This window comes from Jiangella endophytica (assembly GCF_003427025.1).
GTDB lineage: Bacteria > Actinomycetota > Actinomycetes > Jiangellales > Jiangellaceae > Jiangella > Jiangella endophytica.
In genome coordinates this window covers 363,297-387,916 of sequence record NZ_QVAI01000002.1, presented here as the reverse complement: position 1 = coordinate 387,916, position 24,620 = coordinate 363,297, and the positions used below count along the sequence as shown (strand labels likewise).

At 70.4% G+C, this 24,620-nt stretch carries 25 protein-coding genes and 2 tRNA genes; 8 read left to right on the top strand and 19 right to left on the bottom strand.

The genetic code is table 11. The features are described 5' to 3' along the window. Positions 1–75: 75 nt before the first annotated feature. On the bottom strand, positions 76–936 hold the full coding sequence (locus DZA62_RS06155; RefSeq protein WP_116947934.1) for a fumarylacetoacetate hydrolase family protein: 861 nt from the start codon (positions 934–936) through the stop codon (positions 76–78). Between the two features lie 384 nt (positions 937–1,320). After that, positions 1,321–1,716, bottom strand: coding sequence for a winged helix-turn-helix transcriptional regulator (locus DZA62_RS06150; protein ID WP_116947933.1), 396 nt, complete (start codon positions 1,714–1,716; stop codon positions 1,321–1,323). A 65-nt stretch (positions 1,717–1,781) separates the two neighbouring features. On the opposite strand from DZA62_RS06150, the gene DZA62_RS06145 reads away from it, so the two are divergent. Continuing rightward, entirely contained in the window at positions 1,782–4,064 is a 2,283-nt protein-coding gene (locus DZA62_RS06145; RefSeq protein WP_116947931.1) for an LLM class flavin-dependent oxidoreductase, read from the top strand. Positions 4,065–4,078: 14 nt separating this feature from the next. Here DZA62_RS06145 and DZA62_RS06140 read toward each other — a convergent pair whose 3' ends face one another. After that, positions 4,079–5,218 (bottom strand): HIRAN domain-containing protein, encoded by a 1,140-nt coding sequence (locus tag DZA62_RS06140; RefSeq protein WP_157987510.1) that lies wholly within the window; start codon positions 5,216–5,218, stop codon positions 4,079–4,081. Between the two features lie 63 nt (positions 5,219–5,281). Further along, positions 5,282–6,154, bottom strand: a complete 873-nt coding sequence (locus DZA62_RS06135) for a phosphotransferase (protein ID WP_198663461.1) — start codon at positions 6,152–6,154, stop codon at positions 5,282–5,284. A 66-nt stretch (positions 6,155–6,220) separates the two neighbouring features. Between DZA62_RS06135 and DZA62_RS06130 the strand changes: the two genes are divergently transcribed. The 3 genes from DZA62_RS06130 to DZA62_RS36220 all read left to right on the top strand — a co-directional run bounded on the left by DZA62_RS06130 (position 6,221) and on the right by DZA62_RS36220 (position 7,242). Then, positions 6,221–6,427: a hypothetical protein gene (locus DZA62_RS06130; protein ID WP_116947925.1), complete on the top strand. Its 207-nt coding sequence runs from the start codon at positions 6,221–6,223 to the stop codon at positions 6,425–6,427. An 82-nt stretch (positions 6,428–6,509) separates the two neighbouring features. After that, on the top strand, positions 6,510–6,974 hold the full coding sequence (locus tag DZA62_RS06125) for a DoxX family protein (protein ID WP_116947922.1): 465 nt from the start codon (positions 6,510–6,512) through the stop codon (positions 6,972–6,974). A 16-nt stretch (positions 6,975–6,990) separates the two neighbouring features. After that, entirely contained in the window at positions 6,991–7,242 is a 252-nt protein-coding gene (locus tag DZA62_RS36220) for a tyrosine-type recombinase/integrase (RefSeq protein WP_198663460.1), read from the top strand. A 46-nt stretch (positions 7,243–7,288) separates the two neighbouring features. Here the strand turns inward: DZA62_RS36220 and DZA62_RS06115 are convergent. The 15 genes from DZA62_RS06115 to dnaA form a co-directional block, all read right to left on the bottom strand. Further along, a tRNA-Ala gene (locus tag DZA62_RS06115) sits at positions 7,289–7,364 on the bottom strand. Between the two features lie 148 nt (positions 7,365–7,512). Continuing rightward, positions 7,513–7,839, bottom strand: a complete 327-nt coding sequence (locus tag DZA62_RS06110) for a TipAS antibiotic-recognition domain-containing protein (protein ID WP_269813852.1) — start codon at positions 7,837–7,839, stop codon at positions 7,513–7,515. A 238-nt stretch (positions 7,840–8,077) separates the two neighbouring features. Further along, positions 8,078–8,218: a DLW-39 family protein gene (locus DZA62_RS36215; RefSeq protein WP_169790490.1), complete on the bottom strand. Its 141-nt coding sequence runs from the start codon at positions 8,216–8,218 to the stop codon at positions 8,078–8,080. 85 nt (positions 8,219–8,303) lie between these two features. Then, the gene (locus DZA62_RS06100; RefSeq protein WP_116947916.1) at positions 8,304–8,813 is read right to left on the bottom strand and encodes a DUF305 domain-containing protein; all 510 of its coding nucleotides are present in this window, start codon (positions 8,811–8,813) and stop codon (positions 8,304–8,306) included. Between the two features lie 79 nt (positions 8,814–8,892). Further along, on the bottom strand, positions 8,893–9,261 hold the full coding sequence (locus DZA62_RS06095; RefSeq protein WP_157987509.1) for a hypothetical protein: 369 nt from the start codon (positions 9,259–9,261) through the stop codon (positions 8,893–8,895). Between the two features lie 95 nt (positions 9,262–9,356). Continuing rightward, positions 9,357–10,178, bottom strand: coding sequence for a hypothetical protein (locus tag DZA62_RS06090; RefSeq protein WP_157987508.1), 822 nt, complete (start codon positions 10,176–10,178; stop codon positions 9,357–9,359). Positions 10,179–10,216: 38 nt separating this feature from the next. Further along, positions 10,217–10,290: transfer RNA gene (locus DZA62_RS06085), tRNA-Ile, on the bottom strand. An 88-nt stretch (positions 10,291–10,378) separates the two neighbouring features. Then, entirely contained in the window at positions 10,379–11,410 is a 1,032-nt protein-coding gene (locus DZA62_RS36735; protein ID WP_232827277.1) for a DUF3566 domain-containing protein, read from the bottom strand. Beyond that, entirely contained in the window at positions 11,407–13,878 is a 2,472-nt protein-coding gene (gyrA, locus tag DZA62_RS06075) for a DNA gyrase subunit A (protein ID WP_116948154.1), read from the bottom strand. Before gyrA ends, DZA62_RS36735 begins: the two co-directional genes overlap by 4 nt. A gap of 198 nt (positions 13,879–14,076) precedes the next feature. Then, positions 14,077–16,077, bottom strand: coding sequence for a DNA topoisomerase (ATP-hydrolyzing) subunit B (gene gyrB, locus DZA62_RS06070; RefSeq protein ID WP_198663459.1), 2,001 nt, complete (start codon positions 16,075–16,077; stop codon positions 14,077–14,079). Between the two features lie 250 nt (positions 16,078–16,327). Beyond that, positions 16,328–16,945, bottom strand: a complete 618-nt coding sequence (locus DZA62_RS06065; RefSeq protein ID WP_116947909.1) for a DUF721 domain-containing protein — start codon at positions 16,943–16,945, stop codon at positions 16,328–16,330. Between the two features lie 67 nt (positions 16,946–17,012). Further along, the gene (recF, locus tag DZA62_RS06060) at positions 17,013–18,188 is read right to left on the bottom strand and encodes a DNA replication/repair protein RecF (protein ID WP_116947907.1); all 1,176 of its coding nucleotides are present in this window, start codon (positions 18,186–18,188) and stop codon (positions 17,013–17,015) included. Between the two features lie 9 nt (positions 18,189–18,197). Beyond that, positions 18,198–19,118 carry a phosphogluconate dehydrogenase (NAD(+)-dependent, decarboxylating) gene (gene gnd / locus DZA62_RS06055; RefSeq protein WP_116947905.1) on the bottom strand — a complete coding sequence of 307 codons (921 nt, stop codon included), beginning with the start codon at positions 19,116–19,118 and terminating at the stop codon, positions 18,198–18,200. A gap of 127 nt (positions 19,119–19,245) precedes the next feature. After that, a complete protein-coding gene (dnaN, locus tag DZA62_RS06050) occupies positions 19,246–20,379 on the bottom strand; it encodes a DNA polymerase III subunit beta (protein ID WP_116947903.1) in 1,134 nt (377 codons plus the stop codon). Positions 20,380–20,806: 427 nt separating this feature from the next. After that, the gene (gene dnaA / locus DZA62_RS06045) at positions 20,807–22,288 is read right to left on the bottom strand and encodes a chromosomal replication initiator protein DnaA (protein WP_269813849.1); all 1,482 of its coding nucleotides are present in this window, start codon (positions 22,286–22,288) and stop codon (positions 20,807–20,809) included. Positions 22,289–22,761: 473 nt separating this feature from the next. Between dnaA and rpmH the strand changes: the two genes are divergently transcribed. The 4 genes from rpmH to yidC are packed head-to-tail and all read left to right on the top strand — an operon-like array spanning position 22,762 to position 24,586. Further along, positions 22,762–22,899 (top strand): 50S ribosomal protein L34, encoded by a 138-nt coding sequence (gene rpmH / locus DZA62_RS06040; RefSeq protein WP_053203721.1) that lies wholly within the window; start codon positions 22,762–22,764, stop codon positions 22,897–22,899. A gap of 37 nt (positions 22,900–22,936) precedes the next feature. Beyond that, positions 22,937–23,308, top strand: a complete 372-nt coding sequence (gene rnpA, locus DZA62_RS06035) for a ribonuclease P protein component (protein ID WP_116947899.1) — start codon at positions 22,937–22,939, stop codon at positions 23,306–23,308. Continuing rightward, a complete protein-coding gene (gene yidD / locus DZA62_RS06030; RefSeq protein WP_116947897.1) occupies positions 23,305–23,652 on the top strand; it encodes a membrane protein insertion efficiency factor YidD in 348 nt (115 codons plus the stop codon). Before rnpA ends, yidD begins: the two co-directional genes overlap by 4 nt. A gap of 7 nt (positions 23,653–23,659) precedes the next feature. Beyond that, complete coding sequence (yidC, locus tag DZA62_RS06025; RefSeq protein WP_198663458.1) at positions 23,660–24,586, top strand: membrane protein insertase YidC; 927 nt, start codon at positions 23,660–23,662, stop codon at positions 24,584–24,586. Positions 24,587–24,620: the final 34 nt, after the last annotated feature.

Here is a 24,620-nt window from a genome sequence, read left to right as displayed (position 1 = left end):
CTCTCCCGTCTCGTCCCGTCACCTGGTTGACGAGTGGCGGGCGCCGGATGTGACCGCGCCCCTGCGCCGGACCGGTCATTCAGGGGCGACCACGGGATTGACCAGCGGCTCCAGCCCGGAGACCTCACAGCGGGCGACGTCGCCGGGCTGGACGACCACGGCGCCGGGCGTGCCCGTCGAGATGATGTCGCCCGGGTACAGCGGCATGACCTTGCTGTGGAAGCTGACCAGGAAGGCCGGCGAGAACCGCATCCGCCCGACGACGTTGCTGCGGTGCCGCTCGCCGTTGACCACCGTGCTGACCTCGATGCCGGCGATGTCCGGGCCGGTCGGTTGCGCGGCGAGCGCCTCGGCCAGCGGCACGATGTGCGGCCCGAAGGAGAAGAAGCCGGGGAAGTTCTTCGACCGGGTCAGGAACCGCGGATTGCGTTGCAGGATGTCTTCGGCGGTCTGGTCGAGGATCGCGCACAGGCCGAACACGTGGTCCAGCGCCTCGTCCTCCTCGACGTCGCGGCAGTACCGGCCGATGACCAGGCCGACCTCGGCCTCCGCGGTGACGCGCTCGCTCTGCACCGGCAACGGGATCGGCTCGCCCGGCCCGATGATCGTGTGATGGCCCTTGATGAACGACGCCGGCTCGTCCGGGACCACTTCGGCCAGGTCACTGGCGTGGTCGACGTAGTTCAGGCCGATGCCCCAGATCTTCGGCGGGTTACGGTACGGCGCCGTGTACGTCACCTCGCCGGCCGGCCGGAACAGGCCCGGATCGGCCTGCGCCACGGCCTCGTCGACCTCGTCGCCGCGCCGGTCCGCGATCAGCGACATGACGTCACCGGTGAACTCCGGCAGCAGGTCCGCGACGACGGCCACGCCCTTGGTCGGGTGGACGACGGCGGCCCGCGGCACACCGTCGACGAGGATGGACGCGAGGCGCATGGGTCTCCTTCCGGTCGCGGCCGCCCGGTGGCGGCGACCGCCGGCAATGGCGCCGGGGTGGCGGTGTCCGCTGGCGGCAGCGCGGTCCGTCACGCGCAGCCGGTGGGCGCCCGGGCGGGTGCTCGCCCATCGTAGGCGGCCCGGCCTGCCCATTCCGGGGAGATCCGCCGGATCGGACCCGCACGACCGGCGAGTGGCTCCCTGGATGAGTCAGTCCGAATGCGGCCTCCATCCGGGAGGCGGTGCCATGAGGCGTTCTGGTGCATCACGAGGCATGCATGCCTGGTGGAGCGGGAGAACGCCTGGTGTTGTACGCGATCGTTGATGATCATCGGCGTCCACAAGCACGCCGTCGCCCCACCACCGACGATCGCCCTCACTCATCTAGCGGTGCGCCCGCGCCTGCTCCCGCAGCTGCCGCTCGTGATCGTCCACACCCCAGGCGACCAGCGGCTCGAGCGCCTGCATGAGGCTCCGGCCACGCTCCGACGGGTGGTACTGCACGAGCACCGGAGTGGTGGGCACGACCGTCCGCTCGATCAGGCCCTCGGCCTCGAGCTCCTTGAGGCGCTGGTTCAGCAGCCGGTCGGAGATGCCGTGCACCGCCGCGCGGTACTCGATGAACCGCCGAGCGCCGCGAACGCCGGCCAGCATGATGCCACCGCTCCACTTCTTGCCGATGATCTCGATGTAGCCGGTGAACAGCCGGCACTTCTCGTCGTCGATGTGCTCGAACCCGGTCTCCGGTCGGTCGGGGGTGAGTCTGGTGTCGATTGCCACTCACTCATAGTAAGTCGCTAACGCCCAGTTGGCCAACAACCGGCCCGATCCGGAGACTGAGGACCGTGAACTACGGCCACCGTCTCGAGTTCGGCACCTTCATCACGCCCACCAACCAGTCGCCGCAGACGCCCCTCGCGCTCGCACAGCTGAGCGAGCAGCTCGGCTTCGACGTGGTGACGTTCCAGGATCACCCCTACCAGCCCGCGTTCCTCGACACCTGGACACTGCTCACCTGGGTCGCGGCCCAGACGTCACGCGTGCGGCTGTCCGCGAACGTGCACAGCATCCCGCTGCGCACGCCCGCCGTGCTGGCCCGGGCCGCGGCCAGCCTCGACCTGCTCTCCGACGGACGGGCCGAGCTCGGCCTCGGCGCGGGCGGGTTCTGGGACGCGATCGAGGCGATGGGCGGGCGCCGGCTCACGCCGGGCGAGTCCGTCCAGGCGCTCAGCGAGGCGATCGACGTCATCCGGGCGCTGTGGGACGTCGACGCGCGCGGCGGGGCTCGGATCGGCGGCGAGTTCTACCGGCTCGACGGCGCCAAGCGCGGCCCCGCGCCGAAACACCCGATCCCGCTGTGGATCGGGGCGCTGAAGCCGCGCATGCTCCGGCTGATCGGCGAGAAGGGCGACGGCTGGCTGCCCAGCCTGCCGTACCTCGAGCCGGGCGCCCTCGAGCGCGGCAACGCGATCATCGACGAGGCGGCGCGCGAGGCCGGCCGCGACCCCCGCGAGATCCGCCGGCTGCTCAACATCGGCGGACGGTTCGGCGCGTCGCGCACCGGCTTCCTGCAGGGCACCAGCCAGGACTGGGTCGACGACCTGCTGCCGCTGGTCGTCGACGACGGCATCGGCACCCTCATCGTCATGGCCGACGACCCGCGCACGATGCAGCAGTTCGCCGAGGAGGTCATGCCGGCGCTGCGCGAGGCCGTCGACGACGCGCTGCCGGCCGGCTCGGCCGGGGAGCGGATCCGGCCCGTGTCGGCGCTGGCACAACGGCGCGACGGCATCGACTACGACGGCCTTCCGCCGACGCTGCGCGACTCCGCCGTCGAGCCCGGCGACCCCGACTACCGGACCGTGCGCGGCGGCTACCTGCGCGGCGGATCACCCGGCCTGGTCCTGCGGCCGTCGTCGACCGGAGAGGTGGTCGAGGCACTGGCATACGCGCGGCGCCACCCCGACCTGCCGCTGGGCGTCCGCAGCGGCGGGCACGGCATCAGCGGACGGTCGACCAACAACGGCGGCCTGGTCATCGACGTCGGGCGGCTGGACCGAATCGAGGTGCTGGACGAGGAGCAGCGGCTGGTCCGCGTCGGCTCCGGCGCACGGTGGGGAGACGTCGCGGCGGCGCTGGCTCCGCACGGCTGGGCGTTGTCGTCCGGCGACTACGGCGGGGTCGGGGTGGGCGGGCTGGCGACGGCCGGCGGCATCGGGTACCTGTCGCGGTCGCACGGGCTGACCATCGACCACCTGCGCGCGGCCGAGATCGTCCTGGCCGACGGTTCGGTGGTGCGGGCCAGCGAGACCGAGCACCCGGACCTGTTCTGGGCGGTCCGCGGCGCCGGCGGCAACCTCGGCATCGTCACGTCCTTCGACTTCGTCGCCGACGAGGTCGGCGACGTGGGGTGGGGCTTCCTCACCCAGGTCGCGGAGGACGTCGGCGACTACCTGATCCGCTGGGGCGCCGCCGTCGAGAACGCGCCGCGCGACCTCACCAGCTTCCTCGTCATGGGCCCGCCGCGGAACGGGCAGCCGGCCGTCGCGCAGAGCCGGAGCGTGGTCGAGTCCGACGACCCGGAGGTCGTGGTCGCGCGGCTGCAGGAGATCGCGTCGATCGCACCCCTCTACGACCAGGAGGTGACGATCACCTCCTACGCCGGGATCATGCAGAACGCCTCCGGCCCCGCCCACGTGGCGACCGGCGAGCCGCTGGCGCACAGCGGCCTGATCGAGCACATCACGCCCGAGTTCGCGGCAGCGGTGGCGAAGGCCCTGTCCAGCGGCGCGATCTACTTCTTCCAGATCCGTGCCGTCGGTGGCGCCGTCTCCGACGTCCCCGCCGACGCGACGGCCTACGCCCACCGGTCGGCGAACTTCTCGGTGACGGCCATGGGCGCCCATGTCCAGCGACTGGGCGAGGTCTGGGCGACGCTGCAGCCGTTCTTCTCCGGCCTGTACCTCAGCTTCGAGACCGACCAGAGCCCGGAGGTGCTGGCCGCGGCGTTCCCGCCGGCGACGCTGGAGCGGCTGCGCGAGATCAAGGACCGCTACGACCCGGACAACGTCTTCCGGCACAACTTCAACATCGCTCCCAGCATCGCGCCGGCGGCCGTGACGACCTGACGTCGCCGCACGGCTCACGCGGGCGCCGACCGGCAGTCCGGGCAGAGTGACGGCTTCCGGCCACGGACCCGCACTCGTTCGAACGACGTCGCGCATCGAGAGCAGGTCAGGATCTCGATCTCGGCGACGATGCCGGCCGGCGCCCTGGGCGGTGCCCCTGACGACTTCGCCAGCGTGGTGACGACGCTGGTCGGCCTGGCCGGCTCCGCCGACAGCGCGGCCTCGAGCTTGGCGAGCGCGCGGTTGCGGCGCTTCAGGAGATCTTCGACCGCCTCCTCGCGAGCGGCGTCGTCGCCGTAGAGCTCGAGGCCGCGTTCGGTCCAGCGGACGCAGGCGGTCCAGTCCTTCTGCTTCTGCAAGCGGATGGCCATCTGACGATAGGTCGCGAGCAGCGGCACCTTGCCCCACTTGGCCATGAACGCGGCCCGGATCACGTCCATCTCCGCGTCGTGCCGCCGGAACGCGTCGTCGAACTCGTTCAGCGCCGACTCGTCGCGGTCGCGGCTGCGGTACAGGCGGCTCTCCAGCTCGGTGAACTGGAAGTGGCGGTCGATCGGGTCCGGATCGGTCTCCAGCAGCCGGCGAAGCATGGCGATCGCCGGCCGATCGGCGTCAGGCAACTCGTCGAACCACGAGAGGTCGTACGAGTCGTCCGCGACGTCGGTCAGCCAGGCCTCCGTGAACCCGGTCCGCAGCGTGCCCGTCGCCCGGCGCGGTCGGGGCGACCCCCGGCCGAGTCCGAAGTCGGCGGGATCGTGATCGAGCCAGACGCCGAGCCGGCCCCGCCCGGACGCGTAGTATCCGCCGCCGACGATCACCCCGTGCAGCGCGACGTGCCCGCCGATCCTCGTCCTCAATGCGTGCAGCCCGGCCACGTACTGCGCCGCGACCTCGCGCGTCAGGTAGCCGACGAGATACCCGCCGGTGTGGACCGCGATGGCGTTCTCGTCGTGCTGGTTATGGGGTTCGGGCACCAGGACCGCGACGATCCGGTGCCGGACCCGGTCGCCCGGAGACCCTCCGCACAGCTTCCACAGCGCCTCTTGATAGCTGGCCTCACCGACCACCTCGAGGTCTTCGGTTCCGCCCAGGATCGACGGCGCTATCGCGTCGTTCGGCCTGCGCGTAGTACGCCATCGGTCCAGCAATCTCATGGAGACCCCCGGTCGTTCGCCGCCCGCGAACTGATCTTGCCCGGCGGGGCGGACAGAACTCCGTCAGGGCCGGTGCGCCCAGAGGAAGTCGACGTAGCCGGGCGGCAAGGAGGCGCCCGTCGTGAGCATCCAGTGCACACGGCTGGCGCCGACCAGAACCAGCGTCGCCCGGCAGCCGGCGTCGACGTCGTCGCGGGAGAAGGCCCCGTCCGCGCCCGCCAGGTAGTCGTCCAGCACGTCGGCCTGGGCGCCCAGGGCCAGGTGCGCGACGTCAGCCCCGACCGGTGCGGCACTCATCGTGCCCCAGTCCAGGGCGACGGTGTCCGAGCCGTCGGCGCGCAGGTTGAGCGGGTGGAAGTCGCCATGGGAGACGACCCGGGGGAGGGCGGCCAGCAGGGCCAGCAGCTCGTCGCGCCGCGACCACAGCCGCACCGCCCGCTCGTCGGCGTCGACGGCGGACCAGTCGAGCTCGGACACCGCGACCCGCTGCGCCAGCTGGTGCCCGCCCAGCCACGGGACGTCGGGGAGGCCGACGCCGGACTGCCACGCGCCGAGCTGCCGCGCCGCCGTCCGCACGTCCGCCGGCGTCGCGCCCGCGTCCTCCAGGTACACCACCTCGTCCACGACGCCGTGGCAGCGCGGCGCCCGCAGCCCCGGACCGGACGGGAGCAGGCCTGACGCGTACGCCAGCGGCTCGCGCCGCCAGTAGGCCCAGTGCCGCGGATCGGTGGCGCCGTGCCGGTGGCGGCCCGACGTCAGTGGCTGGCACTCCTTGCGGATCACCGTCGCCTCTCGACCGTCGCGCAGCCGAACCGTCAGCCGCGTCAGCCCGGCGGTCGCCGCGCCGGTGCCCCCTCCCAGCGCCACCTCGTCGATGTCGGCGACGTCCGCCGGTGGGCGGCCGGTCAGGCTCTGGAGGACGGGATCGGGCAGCACGGCCTCACGATAGAGCAGTAGTCACTACTGAGGTCGGCATGCATTGTCGCCGGTTAATCTCTGGCCATGCCTCAGGCACACGGCCAACTCCGTTACCGAGGCCGCTGCGCCGACTGCTCCTGGGTCGGCCGGCCGTTCATCCGATACGGGACGGCGGACGCGGCGGCACGTGACCACTCCGACGCCCACCAGCACACGGCCTTCGTCGTCGACCAGTACGAGATGCGCATCGTCGGCTCCACGATCCGGCCGGCGAGCGCCCGCCAGGCCTGAGTTCGACCGGCACCCGGTCACACATTCGCGTCGAGACCCGTCAGGGGGACGACCGAGTACCGAGACCGGAAGGGGCAGACCGATGCCTACCGAGGAATCCCAGGCAGCGACACCGCCGACCCGCTCCACCGTCGGACGACGTGCGTTCACCGTCCTGCTGGCATGGATGGTGTTCTCCTTCGTCATGGGGGCGCTGACGAAGTTCTACTGGGGCGAGACGTGGTTCGGCGACGCGTACTCGGTGAAGTTCGTCGAGTGGGGCTACCCGAGCTGGTTCCGCTTCTTCGTCGGCGCAGGCGAGCTTGTGGCCGCGCTCATGCTGCTCCGGCCGCCCCTGCGCTTCGCCGGCGCCTCGATGCTGATCGTCATCACCTTCGGCGCCGTGGTCACCCATGTCGCCAACGAGGATCCCCTCGCACACAGCATCTCCGCGCCCATCCACCTCGTGCTGGCGCTGGTGGTCGCATGGGTGGCACGGCCACGGGACTGGCGGGGACGAGGGGCGAGCGAGGTTCGCCACGGGAGCGCCGCTACCGTGCCCGAGTGACCACCGCCGTCGCGGGGTGAAGGCGCTCACAGCGGCAGGGCTGACGGATGTGCACGTCCACGACCTTCGGCACGCCGTCAACACGCTGGCCGCCGCGAGCGGTGCGAACCTACGTGAGCTGATGGAGCGGATGGGCCACGCCAGCACTCGCGCCGCCGTCATCTACCTGCATGCCGCCAACGGACGTGACCGTCAGATCGCCGACGCGCTGAAGGGGATCACGCTGCCCGGTGTCGAAGCCACCGACGACGGCCGTACGGGCACGTAACGGGCACGACCGATGCTGACGATGATCGTTCTTGGGCTGTTGGCGCTGGTGGAGACGAGGGGAATCGAACCCCTAACCCCTGCCTTGCAAAGGCAGTGCTCTGCCAATTGAGCTACGTCCCCGCTGGTGCGGAGCGGCTCCACGCCGAAGAGCGCGGTGCCGAACCGCGCCGCCAACCATAGCGCGTCAGCGCGCTGTGCAGCGAATTCATACCCGAACCGGCATCCGGCGGGCCGGGAGATCCGCAGCTCTCCCGAGCCCGTCGGACCGCTACGCGAGCCGCGCGTCGGCGTAGGCCTTCATGGCGTCGCGGAGGTAGTCGACCAGCGCGTCGTCGCCCTGGCCGATGTTCTGGCGGAAGCGGTCGTCGTCGACGTAGAGGTCGGCGAGGCCGCGGTAGGCGTCACGGCTGGGCGTCCAGAACAGGCACACCCACCGGTAGTGCTCGTCGACGACCTCCTGCACCTGTGCAGCGGCGACGGAGACGCCGTCGGCGCGCAGAGCGGCGAGAGCGGACGACGCCGCAGCGAAGCCCGACCGTGCCTGCGTCGCCTGGTCCGCCGACCGACCGCGCATCCGGGCGGTCGCCTCGTCGATGGCGAGGTCATCGAGTTCGCCGTCATGGTCCCCCTTCCAGCCCGAGACCGAGCTCGCGCAACAGCAGGATCCGCTGCAACCGCAGCAGTTGCTCCTGCTCGTAGTGGCGGCAGCCTCCGTCGGCCGTCCACGCCGGTAAGCGTTGACGCTACGTCAACGTCAAGTCCACCGACAGCAGACGGCCACGTGAGGCCTCGCCACGACCGGGCGAGGGCTCACGTGGCCGTCGATGTATGAATCAGCGCGGGTCGGCGGGCGGGATCGGATCCGTGGCCTCGGCCCACAGGTCCTGCTCGGCCCGTCCGGACTGGTAACGGCGGTAACCGAGGTACCCCACCACGGCAACGACCGCTCCGAACAGGATCTTCTTGTTGAACACGATGGTCCGCCTCCAGACGGTGGTCGACTCACGTGTGAGGTTAACGCAGTGATCCCGGCGGCAGCAGGGCGACATCGGAATCACGTCACTCCAGCATGCGCTCCATCCGCACGATCTCGGCCTGCTGCACGTCGACGATCTCCTCGGCCAGCTCACGGGCCTGCGTGTCGATGCCGTCGTCGAGCACGGACCGGGCCATCTCGATCGCACCCTCGTGGTGCTCGATCATCATCGTCAGCCACATCCGCTCGAACTCGACGCCGGTCGCGGCGTCGAGCGCGGCGAGGTCGTCCTCGGTGAGCATGCCGGCCATCTCGTGCGCGTGGCCGCCCTCCAGCGGTGGCGGCACGTAGCCCCAGCGGTCCAGCATCGCGGTCATCTGGTCGATCTCCGGTTGCTGGGCGTCGGCGATGGCGGCGGCCAGCTCGGTCAGCTCGGCGCTGACGCCGTCGGCCGGCAGCATGCCGGCCATCTCGACGGCCTGGGCATGGTGCGGGATCATCTGGCGCGCGAACTCGACGTCCGCGGGAGCGAAGTCGTCACCGTCGTCGTTCGAGCCGCAGCCGGCCAGGACGACGAGGGCGAGGGCGGGCATCGCGAAGCGTCTGCGGTGCAATGGGAACCGGTCCCTTCGGGAGCTACGTGGACGGTGGGTCGGGGCGTGGCCCCGGCCGTCACGTCCGCGACACACCCAGGGACGTCAGCAGCGCGGCTCCATGAGCGCGCGGCGGCGGCCACGCCCAGAGCGTCCGCCCAGCCAGGACGACGTCGCGGGCGCGCCGCGTGACGTCGGGCAGCCGGCCCAGCAGCAGCCGGCCGGCCAGGACCAGCGCGGCGGCCGACAGGACCGCCAGGCACAGGTGCGCGAGCCCGTGTCCCTCCGACGACGGCGACGGCTCGTTCTCGTGCCCCGCGGCATGGGTGGCCGTGGGCTCGTGCGCCGGGCTGTGCCCGTCGGTGTGTCCGGCCCCGGCGACGTGGTGCATCAGCACGATGCCGAGCAGCAACGCGGCCAGCACCAGCAGCCGCGACACCGTCCTCACGGCCACCGAGCCTACCGGGACCGGCGCGGACAGCCCGCAGCCCTGCCCGCCGGACGACGGGACCACACGGGTGGTGCGCAGTCACGCCGTTGGTCCTAACCGTCTCCCATGAGGATCCGCGGCAGGTCGACCGGGTCCGGGGTCGTCACCTGGTCAGGGCCGGGAGGGGTGATCGCTACCGCGACGCCGAAGTCCCACAACTCGAGGACCTTCCAGACCTGACGATCGCCCGCGGCGTTCTGGATCGCGATCCGGCGCGCTCGGCCGGCGTCGTCCAGCCATACCTCTGCGGGCAGCCGACGCAATCGGCGCAACGGCCCTTCGGGCACTTCGATCCCCGTGAGCAGGCGGTCGTCGGCCGCCACGAGATCGACGGTGAACTGATAGTGAGTGGTCGTGACGTCGCGGATGGTGTCCGTACCAGCCACGATGACGTCATCGCCGGCACCGAACAGGGCGTCCATCGGCCACAGCGGATCGAGGTGGCTGCGTGGGCCGTCCCGCTCGACGTCGGTGAAGGCGAGCCAGGAGTCACCCGAGCGCATCAGCTGGATCGCGCCGTCGTAGAGCAGCTCGCGCGGTCTGATGAAGGCCTCCGGTGCGCTCTGCAGGTCGTCCTGGAGAGATCCGGACAGGAGTCGTTCGGACACCAGCGCCCTGCGGGCCGCGAAATCGACCACGCCCTCGGTGAGCCGGTCGCGCACCTCCAGGGTCGGCGCACCGTGATGGAGCCCGGACGACAGGCGCGCCGAACCGGCCGCCGACGTACGGGCGGCGGCGGCCTGGACGCGAGCCGTGATGACCTCAGGACCGTTTGCCATGATCGGATCCCCTCGTCCTTGGTAGCTCAAAGCTACCCGGCTCGGAGTCCGCGGCCTGAGGTCCGGATGCCCGCGTAGGAGCGCGGGCACGAGCAAGCCCCTACCGAGTGGGTCGATAGGGGCTCTGACCTGGGTGGGCCTAACAGGACTTGAACCTGTGACCTCTTCCTTATCAGGGAAGCGCTCTAACCGTCTGAGCTATAGGCCCGGGGATTTCGCACCAAGTGCGCCGCAGCAGCGTACCTCACCGTCGGCGGCCAACCCAAACCGGGCTGACCGCCGCCACGGGGACCGGCTCAGTCGTCCTCGGCGAGGGTCAGCTCGAGGCCGCCGAGCAGGCTCGCGGAGAGGTTGTACAGGAACGCGCCCAGCGTCGCCAGGGCCGTCAGCAGCACGACGTCGACCACCGCGATGAGGGTGGTGAAGCCGAGCACGCGAGACAGCTCGACGTACTGGTTGATGTCGATGCCGGAGTTGCTGTCGGAGGCCGTCATGTCGGTGACGATCTCGTCGATCGAACTGAACACGCCGGCGGCGTCGAGCACCGACCAGAGCACCGCGACCGCCACGAACAGCGTGATGCCGAGCGCGACCGACAGCAGGAACGCCGTCTTCATGACCGACCACGGGTCGACCCGCAGCAGCCGGAGCCGGGCCTTGCGCACCCGGCCGGGACGGCGCGAACTGGTGGACCGCGACGAACTGGAGCCGGCCGCCGTCTTGCCCGGGTTGGACGCACGAGGCGTCGCCGGCGGGACCGCCTCGAGGCTGGCCTGGGTGTCGACGGCGAGATCGGTCGGCGGGACGGGCGCAGCCGGGACCGGCCCGGGCGGCGTAGCCGGGAACACCGTGGGAGCGGCGCCGCCCTGCTGGGCGACCAGCGACGGCGGCGGCACGGGACCGTTCGGCGGCGCGCCGGCGGCCTGACCGGACCCGGCCGGGCCGCCGTTCGGCGAGTTCGCGGCGGCGGGCCGCTTGCCGTTGCCGTTCTGCGGGCCGCCGTTCTGGCCGGGCTGCTCGCCGGGACGGGACCACGGGTTCTGCGTGGACTCGGCCCCCGACCGCGGCGTGGTGTCCTCGCGCGAGCGGTTGCGGGTGGCCGTGCGGGCCGCGGCGGCGCCGCGCGTCTGCCCGCCACCCTGCTGCTGGCGGCGATTGTCGACCGCTGGCTCCCCGGCGTCGCGCTGCCCGTTGGGCGACCCGTTGCTACTGGGAGCCCCGGGCTTCGCGCCGTTGGACTGCTGTTCCTGCCGGTCCGCAGGAGGCGCGCTCTTGTTGCGCGCGTCCTGGTCGGACCCCGGACGCCCGGTCGCGCCGCTGCTCGTCACGAGCCATCACCCTCCGCGTCGATCTCGGAGTCCGCCACGTCCTCGACGACCTCCTCCACCGAGTCCTCCTCGGCACTGTGCGCGATGGCGACGACCACATCGTCGCCACCGAGCGCAACGTACTTGACTCCCATGGTGTCACGACCCTTGGCAGGAACGTCCGCCACTGGACTACGCGTCACCCCTCCGGATGCCCGGATGGCAAGAACCTCGTCGCCGTCGCCGACGACCAGGGCACCCACCAGAGAGCCTCTGTCCTCATTGATCTTCATCGCCTTGATACCCAAACCCCCGCGTCCCTGAACACGATATTCCTCGACAACGGTTCGTTTGGCGAATCCACCATCTGTGACGGTAAAGACGTACGAGTCGGTTCCATCGCGCACAACGGACATTGACAACAGTTCGTCGCCGTCGCGGAACTTCATGCCCACGACGCCGCCGGTGGCGCGGCCCATCGGCCGCAGCTGATCGTCGGTGGCGGTGAAGCGGATGGCCTGCGCCTTGCGCGACACCAGCAGGATGTCGTCGTCGGCGCTGACCAGCTCGGCGCCGATCAGCTCGTCGTCCTCCTCGCGGAACAGGACCGCGATGACGCCGCCGGAGCGGTTGGAGTCGTACTCGGTGAGCTTGGTCTTCTTGATCATGCCGTGCTTCGTGGCGAGCACGAGGTACGGCGACTGCTCGTAGTCCTTCAGCGTGAGCACCCGGGCGATCTTCTCGTCGGGCTGGAACGCCAGCAGGTTGGCGACGTGCTGCCCCTTGGCGTCGCGGGCCAGCTCGGGCAGCTCGTAGGCCTTCGCGCGGTAGACCCGGCCGCGGTTGGTGAAGAACAGGATCCAGTGGTGCGTGGTGGTGACGAAGAACTGGTCGACGACGTCGTCCTCGCGCAGCTGCGCGCCGCGCACGCCCTTGCCGCCGCGCTTCTGCGAGCGGTAGAGGTCGGCCTTGGTGCGCTTGGCGTAGCCGCCGCGGGTGATCGTGACGACCACCGGCTCCTCGGGGATGAGGTCCTCGGCGGTGAGGTCGCCCTCGGCCGGCACGATGCGGCTGCGGCGCTCGTCGCCGTACTTCTCGACGATCTCGGCGAGCTCCTCGCGGATGATGGCCCGCTTGCGCTCGTCGGACTCGAGGATGGCCTGCAGCTCGGCGATGTCGGCGACCAGGACGTCGTGCTCGTTCTGCAGCTCGTCGCGCGACAGCGCCGTGAGCCGGCGCAGCTGCATGTCGAGGATGGCCGTGGCCTGGATCTCGTCGATGTCGAGCAGCGCCATGAGGCCGTTGCGGGCCTCTTCGACGTCCTGCGACCGGCGGATCAGCGCGATGACCTCGTCGATGGCGTCGATCGCCTTGAGCAGACCCAGGACGATGTGCAGGCGCTCGCGCTTCTTGCGCAGCCGGAACTCGGTGCGCCGGCGGATGACCTCGACCTGGTGCACGACCCAGTGCCGGACGAACGCGTCGAGCGACAGCGTGCGGGGCACGCCGTCGACCAGCGCCACCATGTTGCAGCCGAAGTTGTCCTGCAGCTGGGTGTGCTTGTAGAGGTTGTTGCGGACGACGGTGGCGACGGCGTCGCGCTTGAGCACGACGATGATGCGCATGCCCGTCCGCGACGAGGAATCGTCCTTGAGATCGGCGATGCCGGGGACCCGGCCGGTGTCGGCCAGTTCGGCGATCTTGCGGATCAGCGCGTCGGGGTTGACCTGGTACGGCAGCTCGGTGATGACCAGGCAGGTGCGGCCACGGCTGTCCTCCTCGACCTCGACGACGGCGCGCATGGTGACCGAGCCGCGGCCGGTGCGGTAGGCCTGCTCGATGCCGTTGGTGCCGACGATGAGCGCGCTGGTGGGGAAGTCGGGGCCCTTGACCCGCTCGAGCAGCGCGGTGAGCAGTTCCTCGTTCGAGGCCTCGGGGTTGTCGAGGTACCAGTCGACGCCGGCCGCGACCTCGCGCAGGTTGTGCGGCGGGATGTTCGTGGCCATGCCGACGGCGATGCCGCCGGAGCCGTTGACCAGGAGGTTCGGGAACCGCGCCGGCAGCACGTCTGGCTCGGCGCCGCGGCTGTCGTAGTTGGGGGAGAAGTCGACGGTCTCTTCTTCGATGTCGCGGACCATCTCCATGGCCAGCGGCGCCATGCGGCACTCGGTGTAGCGCATGGCCGCCTGGCGGTCGTCGCCGCGCGAACCGAAGTTGCCCTGCCCCTGCACCAGCCGGTACCGCATCGACCACCACTGGCCCAGCCGGACCAGGGTGTCGTAGATGGCGGTGTCGCCGTGCGGGTGGTAGTTGCCCATGACGTCGCCGACGACGCGGGAGCACTTGGAGAAGCCGCGATCGGGCCGGTAGCCGCCGTCGAACATCGCGTAGAGGACGCGGCGGTGCACCGGCTTGAGACCGTCACGGACGTCGGGCAGCGCCCGGGAGACGATGACGGTCATCGCGTAGTCGAGATAGCTGCGCTGCATCTCGACCTGCAGATCGACCGGCTCGATCCGTCCCCCGGGTCCGAACGCGTCGCCGGCCGTGGTGGTGTCGTTGGTCACGAGTGGTTCCTCCAGGTGCGACCTGCCGGCCACACGTCAGTTATGACGCGCGAAACAGGCCCACGGTTGTCTTCGTCCCCGTTGTCGTTCATGTAGCGGCGTTTCATGTCATGTGCTGGATCAGATGTCCAGGAAGCGGACGTCGCGAGCGTTGCGCTGGATGAACTTGCGCCGGCTCTCGACGTCCTCGCCCATGAGCGTGCTGAACACCTCGTCGGCCTGAGCGGCGTCGTCGAGCGTGACCTGCAGCAGCAGCCGCTGCTCGGGATCCATGGTGGTCTCCCACAGCTCGTCGTCGTTCATCTCGCCGAGACCCTTGTAGCGCTGGATGCCCTCGTCCTTGGGCAGCCGCTTGCCCGCTTCCTGGCCCGCACGGATCAGCGCGTTCCGCTCGCGATCGGAGTACGCGTACTCGGGCGCGGAGTCGCGGCCGGCCCACTTGAGCTTGTAGAGCGGCGGCTGGGCCAGGAAGACGTGGCCGTGCTCGACGACCGGCTTCATGAACCGGAACAGCAGCGTCAGCAGCAGCGTCTGGATGTGCTTGCCGTCGACGTCGGCGTCGGCCATCAGCACGACCTTGTGGTAGCGCAGGCGGTTGAGGTCGAACTCCTCGTGCACCCCGGTGCCCAAGGCGTTGATGATCGCCTGGACCTCCTGGTTCTGCAGGATCTTGTCGATGCGCGCCTTCTCGACGTTGAGGATCTTGCCGCGGATGGGCAGGATGGCCTGCACCTTCGGGTCGCGGCCCTGCTTGGCCGGGCCGCCGGCGGAGTCGCCCTCGACGATGAAGAGCTCGCACTCCTCCGGGTTGGTCGACTGGCAGTCGGCCAGCTTGCCCGGCAGGCCGCCGCCACCCATGAGGCCCTTGCGGCTACGCGCGGCGTCGCGCGCCTTGCGGGCGGCGACGCGGGCGATGGCCGCGCTCTGCGCCTTGCGGGCGATGAGCTTGCCCTCGGTCGGGTTCTGCTCGAACCACGCACCCAGCTGCTCGTTGACGATGCGCTGGACGAAGCCCTTCGCCTCGGTGTTGCCGAGCTTGGTCTTCGTCTGGCCCTCGAACTGCGGCTCGGCGATCTTGATGCTGATGATCGCGGTGAGGCCCTCGCGGACGTCGTCGCCGGTGAGGTTGGCGTCCTTCTCCTTCAGCACACCCCAGTCGCGGGCGAAGCGGTTGACCAGCGTGGTCAGCGCGGCGCGGAAGCCCTCTTCGTGGGTGCCGCCCTCGTGGGTGTTGATGGTGTTGGCGAACGTGTGCACCGACTCGGTGAACTGGTCGTTCCACTGCAGCGCCATCTCGAGGCTCATCGGCTGGCCGTCGCCGTCGGTCGACTCTGCCTCGTAGGAGATGACCGTGGGGTGGATCGGCGTCTTGGAGGTGTTGAGGTGGTTGACGTAGTCGACCAGGCCGTCGTCGTAGCGGTAGCGGACCTCGCGCGGGCCGTCCGGGGCGTCGGAGTCGACGTCGTCCTCGGCGCCGGGGTCGGGCTCGGCCGGGCGCTCGTCGCGCAGCACGATGGTGAGGCCCTTGTTGAGGAAGGCCATCTCGCGCAGCCGCGTGGAGAGCGTCTCGAAGTCGTAGGTGGTGGTCTCGAAGATGTCCTTGCTGGCGAAGAACGTCGTGGACGTGCCGGTGCGGTCGGACGGCTCGTGCCGCTCCAGCGGCGCGTCGGGCACGCCGAGCGAGTAGGACTGCGTCCACCGGTAGCCGTCGCGGTGGATCTCGAGGTCGATCTTCGAGGAGAGCGCGTTGACGACGGAGACGCCGACGCCGTGCAGGCCACCGGAGACCTTGTAGCCGCCGCCGCCGAACTTGCCGCCGGCGTGCAGGACGGTCATGACGACCTCGACCGCGGGCCGCTTCTCGACCGGGTGCTCGTCGACGGGGATGCCGCGGCCGTTGTCGATGACGCGGACGCCGTCGCCCGGGAGCAGCGTGATGTCGATGTGATCGCAGACGCCGGCCAGAGCCTCGTCGACGGAGTTGTCGACGACTTCGTAGACCAGGTGGTGCAGACCTCGCTCGCCGGTGGAGCCGATGTACATGCCGGGACGCTTGCGGACCGCTTCGAGACCTTCGAGTACGGTGATGGCGCTGGCGTCGTAGGACGTAGTGTCCGTCACGAGCGGGGGACCTCCTGCCAGGGATCAGGCCGCACCCCGCCACCTGCGGCCGCTGAGAGGCCCAGGAGACCGTGCGGCCTGGATGGACGCCTCCATTCTACCTTGTGCCGAAGCGAGAATGCGCGTTCTGCGGCCCTGAATGCCCCGTGGAGCCGCGTAGATCGGCTCGCATGTGTCCCCATACCCGCACCGGGCGCCCCGGCGACGCTGAGGGCCGTCTGGCGCCGCGGAGCGGATCGGCGGATTTCGGTCAGCCGTACGTATCGCGCGGACCACGGCCGGGAACGCTCCGGGGTCCTCTCCGCCAGCTCGGCGCCTGCGGTCCGCGCACGTCGACCCTGGTGACGGAGCCGTCGCCGATCTCGGCGTTGAACCGGCGGACCAGCTCGGCCGCGAACAGCCTGACCTGCGTCGCCCACGCCGTGGAATCGGCCCGGACGGTGAGCACACCGTCCTCGTAGTGCTCCGGCTGCACATGCGCCGCGACCTCGGGACCGACCACCTGGTCCCAGCGGGCGACGGCGCCGTGCACCGCGATGTCCTCGGCCCAGCCGTGCTCGCCGATCAGCCGGTCGACGGCCGAGCCGACCGCCTGCGGGTCGCGTTCGTCGGAGCCGGGGCCGCTCCAGCCGGCGCCCGGGGTCCAGCGACGGCGCCAGGTGCGGCCGCCCGCGGCGTCGCCGGTCTTGCGCGACGGTGCGCGGCGGCCCGGGCGGCCGGCCGCCTTGGCCCGCGCCAGCAGCGCCTTCGCGAGCTCCTCGCCGTCCGGGTTCCACGTGAAACCGTCCGCGGGCCCGACGGGATCGGTGGCGGGCGCCGGCAGATCGACGCCGGGCGCCGGACCGGTGACATCGTCGCTGTCACTCATGAGCCGTGCCCACCTCCTCCTCGAGGGACGTCGGACCCCTGCGGCCGGCCCGACCATCGTCTCGTCGTCACTCCGCCCGCCGGACCTCGCCGCCGAGCACGTCGACCCTGGCTCCGGTGAGCCCGGCCGGCACGTCGGCCGCCACCGCGGCGGTGACCAGCACCTGCTCCGCGCCGGCGGTCAGCTCGGCCAGCCGGTCGCGCCGACCGGCGTCGAGCTCGGCGAAGACGTCGTCCAGGACCAGTACAGGGTCACTGCCGGCAGAACGCAACAGCTCGTAGGAGGCGAGTCGCAGCGCCAGCGCGAACGACCAGGACTCGCCGTGGCTCGCGTACCCCTTGGCCGGCATCGGGCCGAGCGTCAGCACGAGGTCGTCGCGGTGCGGCCCGATCAGTGACACGCCGCGATCCAGCTCGTCACGACGGACGCCGGCCAGCGCTTCGAGCAGGGCCGCCGCCAGGGTGTCGCGCGACGGCACGAGATCGGCGTCGGGACCGAGCGATGACTTGTAGGTGAGCCGCGCTTCGCGGTCACCGGCCGGGCCGGAGCCGCCGGCCACCGCGTCGTACGCCTTCGCGACCAGCGGGCGGAGCGCCTCGACGAGGTCGAGCCGGGCGGCCAGCAGCTCGGCGCCGGCCTGTGCCAGGTGGGTGTCCCACACGTCGAGCGTGCTGAGGTCGGGGCCACGCGACGACCCGCCGCCGCGACTGGATCGCATGGCCATGCCGGCCGACTTGAGCAGAGCGTTGCGCTGCTTGAGCACGCGGTCGTAGTCGGACCGGACGCCGGCGAACCGCGGCGCCCGCGCGACCAGCAACTCGTCGACGAACCGGCGCCGCTCGGACGGATCGCCCTTCACCAGCGCGAGGTCCTCGGGCGCGAACAGCACCGTGGTCAGCACGCCGAGCAGCTCACGAGGCCGGGGGACCGGGGATCGGTTCAGCCGGGCGCGGTTCGCCTTACCCGGCGTGATCTCGATCTCCAGCAGGGTGCTGCGCGGCTCACCGCCCACGGTCTCGACGACGCTGCCGCGCACGACCGCCCGCTCGGCGCCCAGCCTGACCAGGGGAGCGTCCTGCGCGACCCGGTGGCTCCCCAGCGTCGCGAGGTAGTTCAGCGCCTCGACCAGGTTGGTCTTGCCGTGGCCGTTGGGCCCGACCAGCGCCGTGACGCCCGGCTCGAGCGGGAGCTCGAGCGAGGCATACGATCGGAAGTCGGCCAGCGACAGATGGGCGACATGCATGCGCGAGCGTCAGGGCCTGGTGTCGCCGGCCCCGGACGTCGGCCCGGCCTCGGCCGCCTTGACGGAGTGGCCGCCGAACTGGTTGCGCAGCGCGGCCACCGCCTTCATAGCGGGGGAGTCGTCCTGCCGGGACTCGAACCGGGCGAACAGTGCGGCGGTGATGACCGGCGCGGGCACGGAGTTGCGGATGGACTCCTCGACCGTCCAGCGGCCCTCGCCGGAGTCTTCGACGTAGCCCTCGATCTCGGCCAGCGCGGGGTCCTGCTCGAGCGCCCGGACCAGCAGGTCGAGCAGCCAGGAGCGCACGACGGTGCCGCGTGACCACGCCTTGAGCGTGCCGTGGATGTCGTCGACGACACCGGAGGCCGCGAGCAGCTCGTAGCCCTCGCCGTAGGCCTGCATGAGGCCGTACTCGATGCCGTTGTGGACCATCTTGGCGTAATGCCCGGCGCCGACGCCGCCGGCGTGGACGAAGCCCTCGTCGCGCGGGCCCTCGGGGCGGAGCGCGTCGAAGATCGGCATCAGCCGCTCGACGTGCTGTTTGTCGCCGCCGGCCATCAGGCCGTAGCCGACGTCGAGGCCCCAGATGCCGCCTGACACGCCGCAGTCGACGTAGCCGATGCCGTACTCGGCCAGGATGTCGGCGTGCTCGCGGTCGTCGGTGAACTTGGAGTTGCCGCCGTCGATGACGAGGTCGCCTTCGTCGAGCAGCTCACCCAGCTCTTTGACGGTGGCTCGGGTGGGCTCGCCGGCGGGCACCATGACCCAGATCGCCCGCGGTGCGGACAGCCGCCCGACCAGCTCTTTCAGGCTCTCGACGTCGCTGACCTCGGGATTGCGGTCGTAGCCCACCACCGTGTGGCCGGCTCGCCGCAACCGCTCGCGCATGTTGCCACCCATGCGACCGAGTCCGACCAGGCCCAACTCCATGACGTTCCCTTCCGTGCCCACCTGAGTTCCTCCCCGTGACGATGGCGCCGCGCCGTGGCACGGGCCGGTGTCACCCATCCTCGCGCGCCGGGCCGGCCGCGTGCGACCGGGTCGCCACCGAGAGTCGTCAGCCGGAGAGGCGAATGGGCATCGCCAGGTAGCGGTAGCTGCCGTCGGGCTCGGCCTCGGCGCTGCCGACACCCTGGATGACCACGGGCTTCAGCGGAGTGTCAGTGAAGGACATGTGCACGAACGGCGTGCCCAGCGCCTGCAAGCCGTCGAGCAGGTACGTGGGATTGAAGCCGGTGGCGATGGCCGGGCCCTGGACGTCGGCGGGCAGCGCCTCGGAGGCCTGCGCGTCCTCGCCGCTGCCGGCCTCGAGCACGACCTGGCCCTCGTCGAAGGCGAGCCTGACCGGGGTGTTGCGCTCGGCCACCAGCGCGACGCGCTTCACGGACTCGACCAGCGCGGAGATCTCGACCCGGGCGACCGTGGCGGTCTCGGCCGGGAACAGCCGGCGGTAGTTGGGCACCCACTCGCCGTCGATGAGCCGGCTGGTGGTGTGGCGGCCGCCGGCGGCGAGCCCGAGCAGGCTGTCCTGCGTGCCGGTGCCCAGCGCCAGGGTGACCTCGCCTGCCGGGCCGAGCGTCTTGGCGGCGTCGACCAGCGTGCGGGCCGGCACCAGGGCGACCACGGAGATGTCGGGGGTGCCGGGGTTCCAGGTGAACTCGCGGACCGCGAGGCGGTAGCGGTCGGTGGCACCCAGAGTGACTGTCTCGCCTTCGATCTCGATGCGGATGCCGGTGAGCGTGGGCAGCATGTCGTCGCGACCGGCGGCGACCGCGACCTGGCTGACCGCCGCCGCGAGGACCGCGCCGTCGACGGTGCCGGAGGCGTCGGGCATGGACGGCAGGTCGGGGTACTCCTCGACCGGCAGCGTCAGCAGCGTGAACCGGGCGCTGCCACACGTGATGGTGACCTTGGCACCGTCGGCGTTGAGGTCGACCGGCTTGTTGGGCAGCGACCGCGCGATGTCGGCGAGCAGCCGGCCGGAGACCAGAACGGTGCCACCGTCGGCGACGTCGGCGTCGACGGACACGCGGCCGGACACCTCGTAGTCGAACGACGAGAACGTCACTTGGGTGTCGGACGCGTCGATGCGCAGGCCGGCCAGGACCGGCACCGTCGGCCGGTTCGGCAGGGTGCGGGCCGTCCAGGCCACCGCCTCTGCCAGTACATCGCGATCGAGCCGGAACTTCACCGGTCCGTCCTCCCCTCGGGCACCAGCCCGGGTCGTTGTGGTTCGACGACATCCTTCCACGGGGCGCCGACAGTGGCGGCCAGTGGCGTCAATCGGCGGCCGTGAATCACACGATCCACAGGAACCGGCCCGCAAGGCTTGTGCGCTGCCCGTTGATCCATGGATAGGTCAGTCATGTTCATAGCGTTGGTGGAAAGTGTGGAAAACCATGAACGTCGCAGGTGAGCGCGGCTACCGTTGTCCACTGAGGCTGTGGGCACGGCCAGTGGGTGACGTGGACCGTTCGAGGTTGTCCACCGATGGGTGACACTTTCCCCGTCCCGGTCCACGGCGATGGCACTCATGTCCACAAACTTGTCCACAGCCTGTGAGAAGTCGATCACCCCGCGTGCGTGTGCTTCCCCGGCCGTCGCGGCGCCGGTCACCGTCATGACTGCCGGGCCTGCTGCTTGATGCGGTTGGTCAATTCGGTGACCTGATTGAAGACACTGCGTCGCTCGGCCATCAGCGTGCGGATCTTCCGCTCGGCGTGCATGACCGTCGTGTGGTCGCGGCCGCCGAAGTGCTGGCCGATCTTCGGTAGCGACAGCTCGGTCAACTCGCGGCACAGGTACATCGCGATCTGCCGGGCCGTGACGAGCACCCGGCTGCGGCTGGTGCCCTGCAGGTCCTCGATGGTCAGGCCGAAGTACGCCGACGTCTGCGCCATGATCGTGGCGGCCGTGATCTCCGGACCGGAGTCGGTGGGCACGAGGTCGCGCAGCACGATCTCGGCCAGCGAGAGGTCGACCGGCTGACGGTTGAGGCTGGCGAACGCCGTGACCCGGATCAGGGCGCCCTCGAGCTCGCGGATGTTCGTGGCGATGCGGCTGGCGATGTACTCCAGGACGTCGGGCGAGACGTTGAGGTGGTCCTGGGTGGCCTTCTTGGACAGGATCGCGATGCGGGTCTCGAGGTCGGGCGGCTGCACGTCGCAGGTCAGGCCCCACTCGAACCGGTTGCGCAGGCGGTCCTCCAGCGCCGACAGCTGCTTCGGCGGCCGGTCGGACGTGATGACGATCTGCTTGTTGGCGTTGTGCAGCGTGTTGAACGTGTGGAAGAACTCCTCCTGCGTCTGGATCTTGCCCTCGAGGAACTGGATGTCATCGATGAGCAGGACGTCGACGTCGCGGTAACGGCGCTGGAACGCCGACGCCTTGTCGTCGCGGATGGAGTTGATGAAGTCGTTGGTGAACTCCTCGGAGCTCACGTAGCGAACCCGCGTGCCGGGGTACATCGTCCGGGTGTAGTGCCCGATGGCGTGCAGCAGGTGGGTCTTGCCCAGCCCGGACTCGCCGTAGACGTGCAGCGGGTTGTACGCCTTGCCCGGTGCCTCGGCGACGGCGACGGTGGCGGCGTGCGCGAACCGGTTGCTCGAGCCGATGACGAAGGTGTCGAAGGTGTACCGCGGGTTGAGGTGCGGTTCGACGTCGCCGCGCCGGGCGGGTGCCTCGGCCGGCGGTCGTGGCACGAATGCCGGCGCCTCGGCAGCGGCGCTGACCAGCGGGATCTCCTCGGTGTCGACCGACGACGAGGTCGGCGCGTCGAGGTAGCCACCGCTCATCGGCGGCGGAGGAGGCACGGAGTCGGGCGCGACGCCGTCAGGCGGCGGCGCCACACTGACGGCTAGCCCGACCGGCCGTCCGAGTACTTCGGAGAGCGCGTCGACGATGTGCGAGCGGAGCCGCTGCTCGACTTGCGCGCGCGCGAAGTCACTCGGAACGGAGATGACGGCGGTGCCCTCGACCAGGGTGACGGGACGGGCCTGCGACAGGAACGCGCGCTGCTGCGGTCCGATCTCGATGGACTCCAGATCGGTCAGAGCCTTGGCCCAGGCGGTCGCGAAATCGGTTCCGGCCTCGTCTGCCACAGTTCCCTCCAAACCGGCGGCAACTGGCTGGCCACCCCCGTTGTCGTTGTCCACACGGTCGTCCACAGGGTGTGGAGGGTGTCGACACGTGCGCTTTTGTCTCCATCCGCTCCATTGTGACCTGCGCGAACGCGGTGTCGATACCGTGGTGCCGTACCGGACGGACAGCGTGCTGGAGCAGGCGACGCTAACAACATGTGGCCAGCGCTTCAACTGATGTCCACAGGTTGCCCCCAGACACGCCGCGTGTCGCTGCCGGCCATGGGCTCTCCCAGGCTGCCATGATGAGCAGTTGCCGCCGTCCGGGCGCCGTCGGGTTGCCGAGTTTGACCTGAGACGCGGCCACCGCGTACCGTAAATCGGTCCGACGAGGGCTTCCGTTGTCATGCCCGGGCTTGACTGTCCGGGGATGCATCGGTCCCGCACGGCACCAGAAGCACGCACATCTCATCGATCGACACAGGAGCCCGGACGTGGTCAAGCGCACCTTCCAGCCGAACACCCGCCGTCGTGCGAAGACTCACGGCTTCCGGCTGCGCATGCGTACGCGTGCCGGCCGTGCCATCCTCGCCGCCCGTCGCAGCAAGGGCCGTGCCAAGCTGTCCGCCTGATCCGGCTGGCACGCTTGCGCTCGCTCGACGATCAGAGGTGCTGAAGGCCGAGCACCGCCTCCGGCGCTCGGCCGACTTCCGGGTGATCGTGCGCCGTGGGGTTCGCGTCGGGCGGCCGACCATGGTCGTGCACCTGATGCCCGCCGGCGAATCCGCCGGGGCAGCAGATGCGGGACCAACGTCGGTGGGTCTGGTCGTCGGACGCACGGTTGGGGGTGCAGTGATGCGCAACACCGTACGCCGCCGGCTGCGCCACCTCCTCGCCGAACGGGTCGATCGGCTCCCCACCGGCTCCAAGCTCGTGGTCCGGGCGCTGCCCGGCATCGCCGGCGCTCCCAGCTCCGCTCTGGCGCGTGAGCTCGACGCGGCCATCGACCGCGCCGTGTCCCGAACGGAGCGTCGGCGATGAAGACCATCCTGGTGGCTCTGCTCAAGGGCTACCGCCTCGTCATCAGCCCGCTGTATGGGCAGACCTGCCGCTACTACCCGTCCTGCTCGGCGTATGCCTTGAGCTCGGTGGAGCGGCACGGTGCCCTACGCGGAAGCTGGCTGGCCCTGCGTCGGCTCGGCCGCTGCCACCCCTGGTGTGCCGGCGGCGTCGACCTCGTACCCACTCGCGAGAACTACCGCTGGTGGGGCCGGGCCGCCGGGACTGACGGCGACGACGAGCCGCTCGCGGCTCCGTCGCATGGAGCTTCCGCGCCGCGGGCGGACCTGCCGCCTGGCGCACCGACCTCTCTCCGAGGAGTCTGATACACCCGTGGATACCATCCTCGCGCCGCTGTATTACCTGGTCAGTTGGATCATGATCGGCTGGCACTGGGTCTTCGAGCAGCTGATCGGCATCGGGCACGACGGCGTGAACTGGGCGCTGGCCATCATCGGCCTCGTCGTGGTCATCCGCATCCTGCTGATCCCGCTGTTCGTACGGCAGATCAAGTCGCAGCGGAGGATGCAGATCCTCCAGCCGCAGCTGCGCGAGCTGCAGAAGAAGTACAAGGGCGACCGCGAACGCCTGCAGCAAGAGATGATGAAGCTGTACAAGGACACGGGCACCAACCCGTTCGCGTCCTGTCTGCCCATCCTGCTCCAGGCGCCCTTCCTGTTCGCCCTGTTCCGGGTGCTCGACGGTGTCGCGAAGGGGCACGAGCGCGGCGCGTTCACCAGCCAGCCGGAGCTGTTCGAGTCCGCCGGCCACGCGCAGATCTTCGGCGCCCGCCTGGCCGACACGTTCCTGGGGGCCGACAGCATCAACACCCGGATCATCGCCGCGGTGATGGTCGTGCTGATGTGCGCCACGCAGTTCATCACGCAGCGCCAGATCATGCGCAAGAACATGCCGAAGGAGGCCCTCGAGGGCCCGTTCGCGCAGCAGCAGAAGATCCTGCTGTACGTGCTGCCGCTGGTGTTCGCGTTCTCCGGCGTCTACTTCCCGCTCGGCACCGTCCTCTACTGGCTGACGTCGAACTTCTGGACCATGGGCCAGCAGCTGTACGTCATCCGCCGCATGCCCGCGCCCGGCACCGACGCGGAGAAGGCGCATCAGCGGCGCATGGAGGAGAAGGCACGGAAGAAGGGCATCGAGCTGCCGACGCCCGACGCGGGCCAGCCTGCGCAGCCGGAGGAGACCGAGGTCGTCCGGCGGCAGCCGAAGAAGACGACGCGCTCGCAGCGCAAGAAGAAGTAGCCGGCGGCGACGACCGCGCGGCAGCAGGGCTCGG

Bases quoted from the DNA above. Each gene is read 5' to 3' on its own strand.
- gyrA (WP_116948154.1), bottom strand. From the start codon at position 13,878: ATGCAGCGCAGCTATCTCGACTACGCGATGACCGTCATCGTCTCCCGG.
- DZA62_RS06100 (WP_116947916.1), bottom strand. From the start codon at position 8,813: ATGCCCGCCCTCGCCCTCGTCGTCCTGGCCGGCTGCGGCTCGAACGAC.
- gnd (WP_116947905.1), bottom strand. From the start codon at position 19,118: ATGGAGTTGGGCCTGGTCGGACTCGGTCGCATGGGTGGCAACATGCGC.
- recF (WP_116947907.1), bottom strand. From the start codon at position 18,188: ATGCATGTCGCCCATCTGTCGCTGGCCGACTTCCGATCGTATGCCTCG.
- DZA62_RS06140 (WP_157987510.1), bottom strand. From the start codon at position 5,218: ATGAGATTGCTGGACCGATGGCGTACTACGCGCAGGCCGAACGACGCG.
- DZA62_RS06130 (WP_116947925.1), top strand. From the start codon at position 6,221: ATGCCTCAGGCACACGGCCAACTCCGTTACCGAGGCCGCTGCGCCGAC.
- DZA62_RS06125 (WP_116947922.1), top strand. From the start codon at position 6,510: ATGCCTACCGAGGAATCCCAGGCAGCGACACCGCCGACCCGCTCCACC.
- yidD (WP_116947897.1), top strand. From the start codon at position 23,305: ATGAAGACCATCCTGGTGGCTCTGCTCAAGGGCTACCGCCTCGTCATC.
- DZA62_RS06155 (WP_116947934.1), bottom strand. From the start codon at position 936: ATGCGCCTCGCGTCCATCCTCGTCGACGGTGTGCCGCGGGCCGCCGTC.
- DZA62_RS06065 (WP_116947909.1), bottom strand. From the start codon at position 16,945: ATGAGTGACAGCGACGATGTCACCGGTCCGGCGCCCGGCGTCGATCTG.